Genomic DNA, 15,851 nt, shown 5'->3' on the forward strand with positions numbered 1-15,851 from the left:
GGCGCCGCCCGAATCACAGTTGTGGTGTCAGCATAACTCCCTACGTTGGCATAATCCAAATCAGGTCAAGGGTCAAAGGTCGGTTCCTTTTTCTCAGCCCGAAACACGGGCTCCCCTGTTATTTCCGGTTTAGTATAGCACAGCCTTCTGTCTGCTGTCAAATCGGTTTATCCGATTTGACAGTCTCCGGATTTTCCGTTTCCTGCGTTTTCTGCCAAAGCTCCCCGGGCTGTGCTTCCTGCTCTTCAGAATAAGTTTGATCCTCGTTTTGCAGCGAGGCTTCCTGTTCTTCCGGCTGCGGCTCGGGAATCACCGGGAACGAAACGACAGCGCTGAAGAGATCGGCGTCCGTGCTGATGGAGAAGCTTCCGCCGCAGGCTTCGGTAAAGCTTTTGGCGATCGAAAGCCCCAGGCCGGAGCCGTCGGTGCTGCGGGATTCATCGCCCCGTACAAAGCGCTCGGTCACATCGGGCAGATTATCCAAGGCAAAGCGAGAGGTGTTTTTGATCTGCGTGAGAGCGGTGCCGTCCTGCACCGTGAGCTGAATGAACACGCGCGAGCCCTCCAGCGAGTACTGCAGCGCGTTGCGGATCAGGTTCTGGAAAACGCGGTACATCCGGTTGCCGTCGGTCAGAACATAAACCGGCTCCTGCGGCAAATCGAGGCGGAGGGCCAGATGCGCGGCCGCGACGGACTCTTCCATATCGGCCAGTGTCTGCTGAATCAGCTTCTGCAGAATCAGCGGCTCGGGGTGCAGTTCAATGTTTCCGGTGCTGGCTTTTGATACCTCGAAAATATCCTGCACCATTTTTTTCAGGCGGTCAGCCTTTCCGGCCAAAATCTCAATATAGTCCTGCACGTGCTCGGGCAGATCGCGCTCCTGCCGCAGCAGGCCGATGTAGTTGATGATAGAGGTCAGCGGCGTTTTGATGTCGTGTGAAACGTTGGTGATCAGCTCTATCTTCATGCGCTCCGCCCGCACCTGATCCTCCACCGCGTGGCTGATGCCGGACTGAATGCTGTTCAGGTCTTCGGCTGCAGGGGCCAGGGCCGATTCCGCGCGGAATGTGAGCGGCGGGGTATCGGCGCCGGCCTTCATTTCCGAAATCTGGTCGGTCAGCCTTGCAAAGTCGGTGAGAATTCCGGCAAAATACCGAATGTACAGCAGCAGAATAACCGCTGCCGCCGCGGCTGTAATCCATGCGCCGAGGGAAGAGGGGATCACCCGGAAAATCCAGAACAAAACGCCTTCCGTCGCGGCAAACAGGGCAAAACTGCTCATCATGCGCTGTTGGAAGCGCTTTTTCATCTGGTGCGTCAGGTACCAGCTTTTCGTGCTGCGGTAGCTGTTGTGCTGGTAAACATGGGGATTATAGCGAATGTCGTTGAGGAGGAACAGCAGCGTCCAGAACAGCAGCAGCAGGGGGAAGAGCGTTTCCTTGACGCTCTCCTTTTCCAGAAACGGCTGCGCACAGAACCATGTGACCCAGCCGAGAAACAGCAGCTTGATTTCAAACCAGACTTCCCCGCTGATCTGCGCAAGCTGACGGTCCACCTCTGCCTTTCTGTCGCGGGAAAACAGGTAGAAAACGAACATCAGAAGGGCCAGTACCAGCGCCGCCGCGCCGCCGAACCAGAGCATCTGCAGTGAAAACAGCTCACTGGCCGCGTCTGAAAGTACGGCGGAATCACGGTCGGTGCGCAGATTCGGCGCAACGACCATTACCAGCGAAAGATCGGAGAGATCGGAGTATTCCTCCCAGAACTCCCCGTCTTTATCGGCCAATTTGGAAAAATAAGTGCGGTAGCCGTCTGAATCGATCATTGCGTCGGTGTCGTATACGCGCACCCCGTCGCGCTCAATGACCAGACTGTCGCCGTCAAACAGCAGCATGTAATTGTAGCCCTCCGGCGCGCCCATCAGGTAGCTTTGCAGCAGCCGGGTGTTGCGTGCGCTTTCCGGGTCGGTGGAGCCGGTGTTGCTCAGTGTGTCGCGCGAATCCTCCTGAGCGAACAGCAGAATGTTCGAGGTTTCCCATTTTAAATTCGGGTAGGTTTTGGAAAAGCTTCCCCGCTGCTCCCTGTCCGCCAGGTCAGTCAAAGCGGCGTAGACGATCTGACTGACGTCCTCGCGGAACGCGACGGTTTCCTGCGGGTTGTCGTCCAGAGCGGTCTGCAAAGACTGCTTGGCCTGCGCTACCGCGCTCCCGCCGGAAAAAAACGTCTGCAGAGCGGCTGCGGCCGCCGTGAACAGAATGCTCACGCTCAGAACAAAGCACAGCCAGCTGAGCAGGTTCGCTCTTTTATGGTTTGTCGATTTTGTATCCAATCCCCCACACCACCTTCAAATATTCGGGTTCCTTCGGGTTGATCTCAATTTTCTCGCGGATGCGGCGGATGTGTACCATCACGGTGTTTTCAGCCGAAAAAGCCGGCTCGTTCCAAACGCGCCGATAGATTTCCTCCGCCGGAAAAATCCGGCCGGCGTTTTTCATCAGCAGCTCCACGATCTTTGTTTCGGTGGCGGTCAGCCGCACCGGCTCGCCGTCGGCCGTGAGCGTGTGGTTATCCGTGTCAAAGGTCAGGCGGCCGATCGTAATCAGGTTCTGCGCCGTCGAGTTGATATCCCCCAGGGTGGTGTAGCGCCGCAGCTGCGATTTTACCCGCGCTACCAGCTCCTGTGGATTAAAAGGCTTTGTAATGTAATCGTCCGCGCCCATAGAAAGGCCCAGAATCTTGTCGCTGTCCTCCGATTTGGCGGAAAGCACAATGATCGGCAGATTGCGGGTTTCGCGGATTTTCAGAATCGCGGCCAAACCGTTCTGCCGCGGCATCATCACATCGATCAGGATCAGATGGATGTTCCGGCTCATGGCAAAATCCACAGCTTGTACACCATCGTATGCGCACAGTACGTCGTAGCCCTCTTTTTCCAGATAAATCGAAATGGCCCGAACGATTTCCTTGTCGTCGTCCACGACCAGAATGCATTGTTTTTCCATCTCCGATTTTCCTCCAAACAATTGTTACAGGAACTTGACCGGATGTTCAAGGGACATAGGTTCCTTTTTTTATCTTAGTATAAAAAACTGACAAATTTGAGGCAGTTTTCTTACAGCTCTCTTACGATTGCCACAAGGCTCTTCCCATTGCCCAAAGGATATGCTTTGATGAGGATGGAGTGCAGCCCGAAGTTCTTCTTCCGTATTATAGCACAACAAAGACTTCCCTGTCATCCCGGCGTTTATTGGGAAATCGGTTTGTGGGCCCGGGAGACAAACCGGAAAAAGAAACAAAAGATTTTACGCAGATGGGAAGCTTCTGTTACTTTTACATCTTTATTCCCGGTCAAAATATGGTATAATGACCGCAGGCGGCCATTATACCAGCTTCGCCAATTGATAAAGATACCACAATGGCGCTTTGCGCCTGTGGTATCAGGAACATCGGAAATATGTTGCCGAAACAAAGGCGTTTCGCCGTTCAAATAGCAAATGAAATGTCAGGAGTGTGTGTGCAGATGCAGGCACCCGAGCTTTCCCTGATCCTGCCCGTGCGGGATATTGAAATAGAATTGCCTGGAATCCTGCGTTCTATCAAAGAGCAGGTGGGCGCCGCTGCGGCAGAGTGGATCATTGTCGATATGGGCTCTGAGGATCAGACGGTGCTGCGTGCGGTGCAGTATATCAAAGAAGAAAGACTGCAGGGCTTTGTGATTCAAAATGGAAAAGGAAGCGTTTCCGCCGCGCTGAACACCGGCATGCAGAAGGCGGCGGGGGAGTACCTTTCCTTCGTGTTCGCCCGCCGGCTGTACGGCGGGTATCTTTCCTCCTATCTGGAAGCGGCGCGGGCGGCGCAGGCGGATTTGGTGTTCGGCGGCCTGGATGCGAACGCGGAGCAATTAAAGGGCAAACCGGCGGGCGGCGACGGCCCCTGGTATGTGCAGCAGATGGCGCAGGGCCGCCTGCGCATCGATATTGCCGCGCTGCTGCTGCGCAAAGGCTTTCTGCAGGCGCAGAAGCTGTATTTTCAGGAAAACTGCAGCCACGGCTACAGCGAGGAGTTCATTTACTGCTGTCTGCTTTCCGGCGCAAAGGTTGCAAGAGCGCCGGTAGCGCTCAAACGCCGCCGCGAGCTGGAGCTGTGGCGGGCAAAGTCCGCCCCGGCGGGCCGCGAGATTTTTCAGGCGATTGAGGCAATGCTGCGGGTTCAGGCCGTGATCGAAAACCGCTGCCCGGACAATCGGGAGCTGTGTGAAAGCTTTGAGGAACGAAAGCTGCCCGAAACGGTGATGGACTGCGTAGATGTGCTTCTGCGCGAGGGCCTCGGTTACAATACCGTGCGCGGGTACCTGCGGGTAGAAGGATACGACCGCCTGCTGGTGCAGGGGAAGAAAACCGGCAGGGCGCTGCGGGGCCGCATCCGGCTGTGGCGGATGCTTCCGTGGATGTACCACCCGCGGTGACGGGGACGATCAAAAAACAGAATGGGCCGTCTGGGTTTCGATGCGGAGAGTTTCCCCGCCGATCCGGGCGGCCCTGCCGATTCTTCCGGTCTTTGTATTCGGGGAAAACGGCTCTTTACAAATGGGAAAACAGCGCCGCTTCCCATGGTGTTTTACTTGCCGGAAAAGGTAAAATATGATATAATACACTGATACCGTAGCATAGGAGGTCGCACTTTTTGACAGAGAAGCTGGAACAGACTACGCGGGAATTCACCCGCGAAGAGCATATTGAAGAAGTGGCGCAGATCATGTCCATCCGCGCCCGGGGCGCAGTGCCGATGGCGTGCGTGCGCACCTACGGCTGCCAGCAGAACGTGGCGGACGGGGAAAAAATCAAAGGACAGTTAGAGCAGATGGGCTTCTCTTTCACTGAGGACGAGGATGAGGCGGATCTGATTCTGTTTAACACCTGCGCGATCCGCGAGCACGCGGAAGACCGTGTGTTCGGCAACGTGGGCGCGCTCAAAAACGTCAAGCGCCGCAATCCATCCCTGATCGTGGCCGTGTGCGGCTGCATGATGGAACAGGAGCACGTGGCCGAGCGCATGAAAAAAAGCTTTCCGTTTGTGAATCTGGTGTTCGGCACCCACGTGATTCACAAGCTGCCGGAGCTGATGTTCCGCACGCTGACCGACGGGCGGCGCGTGTTTGAGCGCGGCGACGACAGTGAGGATAAAACGATTGTGGAGGGTCTTCCCATCCGGCGCGACGGCTCGTTCAAGGCGTGGGTGACCGTGATGTATGGCTGCAACAACTTCTGCTCGTACTGCATCGTGCCCTATGTGCGCGGGCGTGAGCGCAGCCGCAGGCCCGAGGCGATTTTCGAAGAGGTACGCTCTTTAGTAAGTGCAGGCTACCGGGATATTACCCTCTTGGGGCAGAACGTCAACTCCTACGGCAAAGAGCTGACTCCCGCAATTAGCTTTGCGGAGCTGCTGCGGCAGCTTGACGCGATCGACGGGGATTTTCAGCTGCGCTTTATGACGTCGCACCCGAAGGACGCGACGCACGAGCTGATCGACACCATCGCACAGAGCCGGCACATCTCGCACCATCTGCACCTGCCGTTCCAATCCGGCAGCAACCGGATTCTAAAGGCGATGAACCGCAGCTATACGCGGGAAAAATACCTCGGTCTGGTCGCCTACGCGAAAGAGAAAATCCCGGATTTATCGCTGACGTCCGATATTATTGTGGGCTTTCCCGGTGAAACCTACGAGGAGTTTTGCGAAACTGTCAGTTTGATCAAAGAGGTGGAGTTTACCTCTTTGTTTACGTTCATCTATTCACCCCGCATCGGTACCCGCGCGGCAGAGCTGCCGGACCCGGTTTCGTATGAGGAGAAGTCCCGCTGGTTCCGCGAGCTGCTCGCCGTGCAGGAAGAGATTGCGGCAAAGCGCTGCGCCGAGATGGTCGGTACGGTGCAGCGGGTGCTGGCGGAGGAAAGAAGCTCCAAAACCGGCCGCTTGGCCGGGCGCTCCGGCGGCAACATCATCGTAGAATTCGACGGCGGCGACGAGAAGATCGGTGAGTTCTGTCAGGTTCGGGTTACGGCCGCCCGAAACTGGATTTTAAACGGAGAATTGGCCTGACGATTCAGCGATGGCGCTTTTTTGCGGGCATGCTAATGACAGTGTACCCGGGAAAAGCGGTTTCGGTTTGGATACAGCCGCCACCCGGCGGCGCGCAGATAAAATTTTAATGAAATAAATTAGGAGGCAGTAACCATGGACGTTATTGAGATGGCCCGCCAGCTCGGCAAAGAGATTCAGAAGGACGAAAGATACCTTGATTTTCAGAAGGCCCGCAAAGAGAGCGAAGAAAACGAGGAACTGCAGAAGATGATCGCGGATTTCAACCTCAAGAGAATCGCGATCAGCCAGGAGGGCGGCAAAGCCGACCGTGACGAGGACAAGATGCAGCAGCTCAACGAGGAACTGCGCGAAGCGTATGACAGTGTGATGAACCACCCTGCCATGATGGACTTTAACCTTGCGAAGGAAGATATGGACATGATGCTCCAGCGCGTCAGCGCGATCATCAACGCTTCTGCCGACGGCGAAGACCCCGATCTGGCGGATTACCAGGCCGGCGGCTGCGGTGCGGGCGGATGCTCCGGCTGCTCTGGCTGCCATTGATCATCAGAACAAAGCAAACAGACGGGGGATGGAGAAATGGCGGATCTTTCGCCCATGATGAAGCAATATTTTGAAATCAAGGAACAGAATCCGGATACCCTGCTGTTTTTCCGGCTGGGCGATTTTTACGAGATGTTTTTTGAGGATGCGAAGCTCGCTTCCCGCGAGCTGGAGCTGACCCTGACGGGCCGCGACTGCGGGCAGGAGGAGCGCGCGCCCATGTGCGGCGTACCGTTCCACAGTGCCGAAAGCTACATCGCGCGCCTGGTGGCCAAGGGCTACAAGGTAGCGATCTGCGAGCAGATGGAAGACCCGGCGTTGGCCAAGGGGCTGGTCAAACGCGCGGTCATCCGCGTGATCACGCCCGGCACGGTCATGGAGAGCAGCATGCTCGACGAATCGAAGAACAACTTTATCTGCTCGGTGTTCGCGGGGGAACATGCCGCGGGCGTCTGTTTTGCGGATATTTCCACGGGTGAACTGCGGGCCACGGAGCTCCTGGCGGATTCCTTGCAGGAGCTGGAATCCCAAGTGAGAAACGAACTGGCCCGCTTTTCTCCCCGTGAGATTCTCATCAATCCCCAGACCCTGCAAATGACGGGTCTGGGCAAATTTATCAAGGAAAAACTCAGCGCGGCGCTGGAGTGCCTGCCGCAGGAGGAAACGACGGGCGCCGAACAGCTGCTCAAGGCGCAGTTTTCGCCCGAGCGGCTCGATTCCTCCGGCGTTTCCGCGTATCCCTTAACGGCACAGGCGGTCGGATGCCTGCTGCTGTACCTCAAAAAGACCCAGCGTACGGGCCTGGAGCGCATGGATACCATCGAGATGTATTCCGGCTCACAGTTTATGGGTCTGGATTTATCGGCCCGGCGCAATCTGGAGCTGCTTGAAACCATGCGCGGCAAAAGTAAGCGCGGTTCGCTGCTCTGGGTGCTGGACAAGACCAAAACCGCGATGGGCAAACGGCTCATCCGGGTGTGGATTGAACGCCCGCTTCTGAATCCTGCGCAGATTCTTCGCCGCCAGAACGCGGTGGAGGAGCTCTCGATGGACAGCATGTTCCGCGACGCCGTTGCCGAACAGCTCTCCGGGATACACGATCTGGAGCGGCTGATGACGCGCATCGTGTACGGCTCGGCCAACGCGCGCGAGCTGCGCTCCCTGTGCGCTGCGCTTTCGCGCCTGCCGGAATTAAAACAATTGCTGGGCGGCGTTTCCTCGGCTCTGCTCAGGGAAATCCGGGAAAAGATCGACCCGCTCGAGGATGTGGCGGCCTTAATTGAAAGCGCCATCGTCGACGAGCCCCCGTTTTCCATCCGCGAGGGCGGCATGATCCGCCCCGGCTACCACGAGGAGCTCGACGAGCTGAGAACCGATATGGGCAGCGGCAAAGAAATCATCGCCCAGCTCGAAGCAGGGGAGCGCGAGAAAACGGGAATCCCAAAACTCAAAGTAGGTTACAACCGGGTATTCGGTTATTATATCGAGGTTTCAAACTCTTACCGCGACAAGGTGCCCGACGAGTACATAAGAAAGCAGACTCTGACGAACTGCGAGCGCTTCATCACGCCCGATCTGAAACAGCTTGAGGGCCGCATTCTGGGCGCGCATGAAAAATCCGTGCAGCTCGAAACCCAGCTTTTTGAGCAGGTGCGGGCCGAAGCGGCGTCGCAGCTCGAACGGGTGCAGGCTACGGCCTCCGCCGTGGCGCAGCTCGATGTTCTCACCTCGTTTGCGGCGGTGTCTGTGGCGAACAGCTATCAGCGCCCCGAGGTGAACCTCAGCGGAAAAATCATTCTGAAAGAGAGCCGCCACCCCGTGGTGGAGCAGATGCTCGACGGCGCGCCCTTTGTGCCGAATGATGTGGAGCTCGATCAGGAAGAAAACCGCGTCGCGATCATCACCGGCCCGAACATGGCCGGTAAATCCACCTATATGCGCCAGATCGCGCTGATCGTGCTGATGGCGCAGATCGGCTGCTTTGTGCCGGCGCAGTCGGCGGAAATCGGCGTGGTAGACGCGATCTTTACCCGCGTCGGAGCGTCGGACGACATGGCCTCCGGGCAGTCCACCTTTATGGTAGAGATGACCGAGGTCGCGGATATTCTGAAAAACGCCACGAGCCGCAGCCTTTTGATCCTCGACGAGATCGGGCGCGGCACCTCCACGTTCGACGGCATGAGCATCGCCCGCGCGGTGCTTGAGCATGTGGCGGACAAGCATTCCCTCGGCGCAAAGGCGCTGTTTGCGACGCACTACCACGAGCTCACCGTGCTGGAGGAGCTCGTTTCCGGCGTGAAGAATTTCAATATCGCCGTGAAAAAGCGCGGTGACGATATCACCTTCCTGCGGCGCATCGTGCGCGGCGGGGCGGACGACAGCTTCGGCATCGAGGTGGCAAAGCTCGCCGGCGTGCCGAACTCCGTAGTGAACCGGGCCAAGCAGGTGCTGCGCGAGCTGGAAAGCGGCAGGCCGGTCACGCCGAAGGGCTCCGGCAGAAAACCGCGCGAAGAGGAAACGGCGCAGCTGTCCCTTGTGCCGCCGCAGGAGTCCGAGGTGCTGGCGCGTCTGCGGCAGATGGATGTCAATACGCTGACGCCGATCGAATGTATGAATACGCTGTTTGAACTGAGTAAGCTGGCGCAGAATTAGGGCCATATCATATGGAATCATGGCGGGTATCTTTCTCCGTCATAGGCGGGGGAAGATACCGCTGTACTTGCATCATATGGGATGGAAAAGCAATTGACCAACAGGAAGCAGGGAGGCAAGTGAATGGGGAAAATTAATCTGCTCGATAAACACGTTGCGGAGCTGATCGCCGCCGGTGAGGTGGTGGAGCGCCCGGCCTCCGTCATCAAAGAGCTGGTCGAAAACTCGATCGACGCCGGTGCGACGAGCATTTCGGTAGAGATTCAAAATGGCGGCGCGCTGCTGATGCGCGTCACCGACAACGGCAGCGGCATCGCGCGGGAGGATGTCCCCACGGCGTTTCTGCGCCACGCCACCAGCAAAGTGCTGCACGCGGAGGATCTCGAATCCATCGGCACGCTCGGTTTTCGCGGCGAGGCATTGGCCTCCGTTGCGGCGGTGGCAAGGGTCGATCTGCTCACCCGCATCGAAGAGGAACTGGCCGGAACGCATTATGTGATCGAAGGCGGCGAGGAACAGGCGCTGGAGGATGCGGGCTGCGCGCGCGGCACCGTCATTACCGTGCGCGACATTTTCTTCAACACCCCTGCCCGCATGAAATTCTTGAAGAAAGACACGGTAGAGGCAAACGCGGTCGCCGCCGTGATGGATAAAATCGCCCTGTCGCACCCGGAGCTTGCCGTACGCTTTGTGCGCGACGGAAAAGAGACCCTGCGCGCCCCAGGCGACGGGCAGCTGAAATCCGCGGTGTTTGCGGTGTTCGGCCGGGAATTCACCGCAGGGCTGATTCCGGTGGAGTATGAATTGCAGGGGGTGCGGGTCACTGGTTTTGTGAGCAAGCCCTCGCACGCGCGCCCGAACCGCAGCATGCAGCAGTTTTTCATCAACGGGCGCACGATCCGTAGCCGCACCGCGCAGGTGGCGCTGGAGCAGGCGTTCAAGGGCTCGCTGATGGTCGGCAAATTCCCGGCCTGCGTGCTGCATCTGGAGATTCCCGTGCAGGCGGTGGACGTGAACGTTCACCCCGGCAAGCTCGAGGTTCGCTTTATCAACGAACGCCCGGTGTTCGACGCCGTGTATTACGGGGTCAAGACCGCGCTCTCGAAGGGGGATTCCCCGAATAAAATCACGTTGCCCGGTACGGCGGAACCGCCGGCCGCGAAGCCGCAGACACCGCCTTTGCCGTTCGATGTGCCGGATACAAAACCCCAGCAGATTGCGATGCCCGGCGTGTTTGGCGCTGCAAAGCCTGCCGCCCTGGCCCTGAACGACAGTGCTGTGGACGACCCGGTGGAGATTGCCGTGCCGACCACGCCCGCGTATCACAAAATAGGCTCTCCGGAGTCTGCCCATCCTCTGACAGAGCGATGGCCGGACACACGACCCGCTTTGCCGGTACAGCCGAACGCAAGCACACCCGCTCAGCCCGGCACAGCCCCGCAAAGAGCTACCGAACCGGAGGAATGGGAGGTTTCCTCCAGCGGGGAGGCCACTCCTGTCGGCTCTGTGCCGGTCAGCAGTCTGGCACAGTCAGAAGAGAGTAATCCTTTCGCGGAACATCCCTCTATGGGGCAAATGGAAGCGCCGTCGCCCGACGTGCAGGCTCCAGCGGATTTCCGCTATATCGGCCACGCGTTCGGCACATATATCCTGCTCGAGCGCGACGGCGCGGACGGCGAGGAGCTGGTGCTGATCGATCGCCACGCGGCGCACGAGCGACTGCTGTACGAGCGACTCAAAGAGCAGAGCGGCACGGTCTTTTCGCAAATGCTGCTGGCCCCCGTACCCGTTCTGCTGGAAAAGAACGAATACGCGGCCGTGCTGGCTTCGCTGGATCTATGCGAAACAGCCGGCTTTGAAATAGACGATTTCGGCGGCGGCACCGTACTGGTGCGCAGCGCGCCTTTGTCCCTGACCGGGGAGGACGTACCGGAGGCCGTGATGGAGATCGCGGGTTACTTAGCGCAGTCGCGCACCGATGTGACGACCGAGCACCTCGACTGGCTGTACCATAATATCGCCTGCCGTGCGGCGATGAAAGCGCACGACGACCGTTCGCCGGAGGAACTGATCGCCCTGGTGAGGCAGCTCGATGAAAACCCGCAGCTCCGCTATTGCCCGCATGGGCGGCCGATCTCGATCGTGCTGACCCGCAAGGAATTAGAGCGCCAGTTCGGCCGGGCATAATCCGTGTCACGGGAAAAATGACGTAACTGCAACATAAAAAAAGCAATTTTGCTTCCTGTTATTTTGTCTCGTACAATTTTCAACGGCTGGGGAAAAAGTAAATCTGATTATTACGGAAGGGAGGAAGGCTTATGCCGCAGGAGAAAATACCGCTGCTTGTCATCGGCGGGCCAACAGCCAGCGGCAAGACCCGCCTTGCGGCGGAGCTGGCCCTGCGCCACGGCGGAGAAGTGGTTTCTGCCGATTCCATGCAGATTTACCGGGGGATGGAAATCGGAACCGCAAAGCCCACTCCCGAAGAAACGCTGGGGGTGCCTCACTATCTGATGGGTTTTGTGGAGCCGGGCCAATCCTTTTCCGTGGCGGATTATGTAGCCCTGGCCAAGGAAACGATCGTGGACATCCACAGCCGGGGTCACCTGCCGGTGCTGGCGGGGGGAACCGGGCTGTATATTCGCTCGCTCATTACGAACACCGCGTTTACCGAAGCGGACAACGACCCCGCCCTGCGCGCCGAGCTGACACAGCGGGCAGCGCAGGAGGGAACCGAGGGCCTGATGCAGGAGCTTCGCTCCTTTGACCCAGAGTCTGCGGATCGTATCGAGCCGCGCAATCTGCCGCGGCTGATCCGTGCGATCGAGCTGTACCGCGTCACAGGCGTAACGATGACAGAGCACCTGCGCCGTTCGCGCCTTGTGCCTTCGCCGTACCGGGTGTGCTTCTTATGCCTCGGCTTCCGCGACCGGGAGCGCCTGTATGAAAGAATCAACCAGCGGGTGGATGAAATGTTTCGCCGCGGGCTGGTGGAAGAGGCGAAGGAGCTTCTCGAAATGCCCAGCGGCGCCACGGCAATGCAGGCGATCGGCTATAAAGAGCTGCTGCCGTATTTTCGCGGTGAGGTTTCACTCCCTGAAGCGCAGGATACTATCAAGCGCGAAACCCGCCGCTACGCCAAGCGCCAGCTTACCTGGTTCCGCCGGGAGGAGCAGGCGCGCTGGCTGTTCGTGGATGATTACGCACAGTGGGACGCGCTCCGCGGTGCCGCAGAAGAGATCATAAGGGGGGAGCTGTATGAATAATCCGGTTTTAAAGCGCCTGGTTTCGGGCCTGATCGGCCTGCTGCTCCTTTTTTATATCGGCAATCAGATTTATAACGCCAGCTACAGCGGGGTCAAGGCTGAAACCGCTGTGTATGCCAACGCAGAGGATACGATCCAGATGACCGGCACGGTGATCCGCAAAGAACAGCTGCTCCGCCAGAGCGTGCAGGGCGTTCTCACGTACCCGCTCGGCGAGGGCGGCAAAATCGCCAAGGACGGCGTTGTGGCAGAGGTATACGACAGCGCCAAAGACGCCACGCAGCAGCAGCAGGCAGCACACCTTTCGGCGGAGATCGCCCGCCTGCAAAGCCTGAGCAAGCCCGGCGATACGTATGCCGCAAACCCCGGCTCGCTGACAAAGCAGATCAATCAGGGCCTCAAAGAAATTCTGACCTCGCTGCAGGGCCGTGATTACAACACTCTGTCGTCGCAGCGCGACTCCCTGCTGTACCTGATGAACGAGCAGCAGGTGGTCACCGGCGCGTCCAAGGATTTCAGCGCCAGAATCGCGCAGCTGCAAGGCCAGCTCGGTGCGATCCCCACCTCCGGCGGCACGAAAATGGGGCAGATCAAATCACCGGTTTCGGGCTATTTCGTCAGTGCGGCGGACGGGTACGAATCCCAGTACAATTACGCTTCCGTACTGGAGCTTTCGGTGGCTGACCTGAAAGCGAAAAAAAAGCCGCAGGCCCTTGGCAGCGATGTGATCGGCAAGGTGTGCGAGGAGTTTGACTGGTACTTCGCCGCCGTAGTCAGCCAGGATGACGCGCTCAAGCTCAAGGAGGGCAACCGCGTCAACATCAACTTTCCGTTTGCGGTGGGCAAGTCGGTCCCCGCGACTGTGGCCGCCGTGAATCAGCCGAACCATCAGGGAGACGCTGCCGTGATCCTGCAGTGCTCTTATATGGATACCGGCATCGCGTCCGTGCGCGACGCCACAGTGCAGGTACAGGCGGGAACCTACTCCGGGATCATGGTCAGCCAGAAGAGCATCCATTTTGAAAAGCTGACGAAGGAGTTCACGCAGGAGGACGGCACCAAGAAGAAGGTGGAAAAAGAAGTGCAGGGTGTTTATGTCATGCACGGCAATACCATCGAATTCGTGCAGATCATCCCGCTGATGAGCAGCGGCAGCTATGTCATCTGCAAAGAGCTGAGCGACACCGACCCGGAGTGGAAAGAACTCATGACAAAATCCCCTATCCGTTTATACGATGAGGTGATTATAGAAGGGACGGATCTTTATGACGGAAAAGTCGTTAAATGAAACCGAACAGGAATACGCGGAGCGGATGCGTGACCTGGAAGAAAACCTGAAGGTTGTTCGGGCGAAGATCGAAGAGGCCGCCGTCAAGTCCGGCAGAAGCCCCGAAGAGATTACGCTTTTGGCAGCGACCAAAACGGTCCCCGTTCCGGTGATCAACCGCGCGATCGAGCTGGGAGTTTCGCATATCGGCGAAAACCGCGTGCAGGAGCTGTGCGACAAGCTGCCGCTGCTTTCCCCCTGCGACCGCCAGTTTATCGGGCATTTGCAGACCAACAAGGTCAAGTTCCTGATTGGCCAGGTCAGCTTGATTCAGTCTGTGGACAACGAAAAGCTCGCAAAAGAGATTTCGCGCCTTTCTTTGCAGAACAAAACCACGACCAATGTGCTGATCGAAGTGAATATCGGGCACGAAGAAAATAAGTCCGGCGTTCTGCCGGAGAAGCTGTCGGAGCTGCTGGAAAAAGTTTCCTGCATGCCCGGCATTTCGGTGCGGGGCCTCATGGCAATCCCGCCTGTCTGCGATCGCCCGGAGGACGCGATGCCATATTTTTCGCGCATGCGCGAATATTATGTTGACATCAAGGCGAAAAGAATGGATAATATTCTCATGGATTACTTATCCATGGGCATGTCGTCAGACTATGCTCAGGCAATCCTTTGCGGAGCAAATATGGTTCGGGTGGGCTCGTCTCTCTTCGGACCTAGGAAATATCAAATCCTTTAGAACGAAAATAGGGAGGCATCAGAATGGCCGGATTGGTTCAAAAATTTAAAGATATGTTGGGCGCCCCTGAAGATGAGTATGAGGATGAGGAATATGTAGATGATCGCGCAGACGAGATCATCTCTGGCCCGGACAATCACGCGGATACGATCCGCGAGCGTGAAACGGCAAGACGCGGCGGCAGCACTGGCGGCAGCAATAAGGTCGTGAATATTCACGCCACCACGCAGCTGCAGGTGGTTCTCTTCAAGCCCGAGCGTTTTGGCGAGGAAACCCGTGCCGTGGCAGACGAACTGCTAAAAATGCACACCGTGGTGCTCAACCTTGAAAACACCAATAAAGACATCAGCCGCCGCATCATCGATTTTCTCAGCGGCGTGGCTTACGCAAACGGGGGCAAAATCAAGCGTGTTGCGGCAAGCACCTTTATCATCACCCCGTATAATGTAGAGCTGACCGGCGACGACGTGCTCGACGAGCTGGAAAACAACGGCGTTTATTTCTGATGAAGCAGAATTCCCCCGGGGATAACGCCATACTGGAGGCAAGGCTCCTGGATGCGGTCCGCCTATGTTCCCGGCGGTCTCAGCCGGTTTTTGTAGGCTTTCTGTCAGAAGCGGAAGCCTTCTCGGCACAGGGTGTTCTGCGCCGGGAGGGCTTTTTCCACTATTTATTCTGGGGCGGCTTTGAAGGGGCGGAGCGCGTGATGTTTGGCGCGTTCCCCGATTACCTTGAGCCGGAGCCGGAGTCGTTCCCCATTTGTGCCGTTACTGCCGCCTTCCGCGATTGCGACAAGCTCACACACCGGGATTTTCTCGGTGCGCTGATGGCGCTTGGCATTACCCGCGACACGGTGGGTGATCTTCTGATCGAGCCGGGCCGGGGCGTTTTATTCCTACGCGAAGAAATGGCCGGCTACGTACAGACGCAGGTGGAAAAGATCGGCCGGGTGGGGGTGCGGCTTACCCCCGGCTTTACCGAGCCTTTGCCGGGCGGCCTTGGCTTTGAGCCGTTCAGTACGGTGATCGCTTCGCCCAGGCTGGATTGTGTCGTCGCTGCGGCACTGCGCATCAGCCGCGAGAAAGCGGCGCGCCTGGTGGAATCGGGCGGCGTACTGCTGGGCGGCGTGCAAATTATGTCGGTTTCCGCGGCGGTCAAAGACGGCGACCGTCTCTCCGTGCGCGGTAAGGGCCGGTTTATTCTGGATCAGATCGGGCCCGAAACCAAACGGGGCCGTGTGAACTTGAGTGGAAGAAAATACAGATAACAGGAGGTT

At 57.8% G+C, this 15,851-nt stretch carries 12 protein-coding genes and 1 riboswitch; of the genes, 10 read left to right on the forward strand and 2 right to left on the reverse strand.

Translation table 11 applies throughout. The features are described 5' to 3' along the window. Positions 1–20: 20 nt before the first annotated feature. Positions 21–127: riboswitch (TPP riboswitch) on the reverse strand. 30 nt (positions 128–157) lie between these two features. Next, positions 158–2,329, reverse strand: coding sequence for a HAMP domain-containing sensor histidine kinase (locus HMPREF1141_RS03715; RefSeq protein ID WP_009061295.1), 2,172 nt, complete (start codon positions 2,327–2,329; stop codon positions 158–160). Then, complete coding sequence (locus HMPREF1141_RS03720; RefSeq protein ID WP_009061193.1) at positions 2,304–3,002, reverse strand: response regulator transcription factor; 699 nt, start codon at positions 3,000–3,002, stop codon at positions 2,304–2,306. Before HMPREF1141_RS03720 ends, HMPREF1141_RS03715 begins: the two co-directional genes overlap by 26 nt. A gap of 518 nt (positions 3,003–3,520) precedes the next feature. On the opposite strand from HMPREF1141_RS03720, the gene HMPREF1141_RS03725 reads away from it, so the two are divergent. From HMPREF1141_RS03725 to HMPREF1141_RS03770, 10 genes are all read left to right on the forward strand, one after another. Then, positions 3,521–4,465: a glycosyltransferase family A protein gene (locus HMPREF1141_RS03725; protein WP_009061215.1), complete on the forward strand. Its 945-nt coding sequence runs from the start codon at positions 3,521–3,523 to the stop codon at positions 4,463–4,465. 218 nt (positions 4,466–4,683) lie between these two features. Continuing rightward, complete coding sequence (miaB, locus tag HMPREF1141_RS03730) at positions 4,684–6,099, forward strand: tRNA (N6-isopentenyl adenosine(37)-C2)-methylthiotransferase MiaB (RefSeq protein WP_009061204.1); 1,416 nt, start codon at positions 4,684–4,686, stop codon at positions 6,097–6,099. A 135-nt stretch (positions 6,100–6,234) separates the two neighbouring features. Next, a complete protein-coding gene (locus HMPREF1141_RS03735; RefSeq protein ID WP_009061303.1) occupies positions 6,235–6,645 on the forward strand; it encodes a YlbF family regulator in 411 nt (136 codons plus the stop codon). Positions 6,646–6,681: 36 nt separating this feature from the next. Further along, on the forward strand, positions 6,682–9,297 hold the full coding sequence (gene mutS, locus HMPREF1141_RS03740) for a DNA mismatch repair protein MutS (protein ID WP_009061221.1): 2,616 nt from the start codon (positions 6,682–6,684) through the stop codon (positions 9,295–9,297). Positions 9,298–9,420: 123 nt separating this feature from the next. After that, positions 9,421–11,484, forward strand: a complete 2,064-nt coding sequence (gene mutL / locus HMPREF1141_RS03745) for a DNA mismatch repair endonuclease MutL (RefSeq protein ID WP_009061298.1) — start codon at positions 9,421–9,423, stop codon at positions 11,482–11,484. Positions 11,485–11,615: 131 nt separating this feature from the next. After that, complete coding sequence (gene miaA / locus HMPREF1141_RS03750) at positions 11,616–12,563, forward strand: tRNA (adenosine(37)-N6)-dimethylallyltransferase MiaA (protein WP_009061202.1); 948 nt, start codon at positions 11,616–11,618, stop codon at positions 12,561–12,563. Further along, entirely contained in the window at positions 12,556–13,851 is a 1,296-nt protein-coding gene (locus HMPREF1141_RS03755; RefSeq protein ID WP_009061291.1) for an HlyD family efflux transporter periplasmic adaptor subunit, read from the forward strand. The genes miaA and HMPREF1141_RS03755 overlap by 8 nt, the downstream gene beginning before the upstream one ends. Then, the gene (locus tag HMPREF1141_RS03760; RefSeq protein WP_009061305.1) at positions 13,829–14,575 is read left to right on the forward strand and encodes a YggS family pyridoxal phosphate-dependent enzyme; all 747 of its coding nucleotides are present in this window, start codon (positions 13,829–13,831) and stop codon (positions 14,573–14,575) included. The genes HMPREF1141_RS03755 and HMPREF1141_RS03760 overlap by 23 nt, the downstream gene beginning before the upstream one ends. Positions 14,576–14,598: 23 nt before the next feature. After that, positions 14,599–15,081 carry a cell division protein SepF gene (locus HMPREF1141_RS03765; protein WP_009061284.1) on the forward strand — a complete coding sequence of 161 codons (483 nt, stop codon included), beginning with the start codon at positions 14,599–14,601 and terminating at the stop codon, positions 15,079–15,081. Beyond that, positions 15,081–15,842, forward strand: coding sequence for a YlmH/Sll1252 family protein (locus HMPREF1141_RS03770; RefSeq protein ID WP_009061275.1), 762 nt, complete (start codon positions 15,081–15,083; stop codon positions 15,840–15,842). The genes HMPREF1141_RS03765 and HMPREF1141_RS03770 overlap by 1 nt, the downstream gene beginning before the upstream one ends. Positions 15,843–15,851 lie beyond the last annotated feature (9 nt).

The sequence above is a fragment of the Clostridium sp. MSTE9 genome (assembly GCF_000277625.1).
Taxonomy (GTDB): Bacteria; Bacillota; Clostridia; order Oscillospirales; family Acutalibacteraceae; genus Faecalispora; species Faecalispora jeddahensis.

What these genes read in the sequence shown, in the direction of transcription:
- mutS (WP_009061221.1), top strand. Translation starts at nt 6,682, where the DNA reads ATGGCGGATCTTTCGCCCATGATGAAGCAATATTTTGAAATCAAGGAA.
- HMPREF1141_RS03725 (WP_009061215.1), top strand. Translation starts at nt 3,521, where the DNA reads ATGCAGGCACCCGAGCTTTCCCTGATCCTGCCCGTGCGGGATATTGAA.
- HMPREF1141_RS03755 (WP_009061291.1), top strand. Translation starts at nt 12,556, where the DNA reads ATGAATAATCCGGTTTTAAAGCGCCTGGTTTCGGGCCTGATCGGCCTG.
- HMPREF1141_RS03770 (WP_009061275.1), top strand. Translation starts at nt 15,081, where the DNA reads ATGAAGCAGAATTCCCCCGGGGATAACGCCATACTGGAGGCAAGGCTC.
- HMPREF1141_RS03765 (WP_009061284.1), top strand. Translation starts at nt 14,599, where the DNA reads ATGGCCGGATTGGTTCAAAAATTTAAAGATATGTTGGGCGCCCCTGAA.
- HMPREF1141_RS03760 (WP_009061305.1), top strand. Translation starts at nt 13,829, where the DNA reads ATGACGGAAAAGTCGTTAAATGAAACCGAACAGGAATACGCGGAGCGG.
- miaA (WP_009061202.1), top strand. Translation starts at nt 11,616, where the DNA reads ATGCCGCAGGAGAAAATACCGCTGCTTGTCATCGGCGGGCCAACAGCC.
- mutL (WP_009061298.1), top strand. Translation starts at nt 9,421, where the DNA reads ATGGGGAAAATTAATCTGCTCGATAAACACGTTGCGGAGCTGATCGCC.
- HMPREF1141_RS03720 (WP_009061193.1), bottom strand. Translation starts at nt 3,002, where the DNA reads ATGGAAAAACAATGCATTCTGGTCGTGGACGACGACAAGGAAATCGTT.
- HMPREF1141_RS03735 (WP_009061303.1), top strand. Translation starts at nt 6,235, where the DNA reads ATGGACGTTATTGAGATGGCCCGCCAGCTCGGCAAAGAGATTCAGAAG.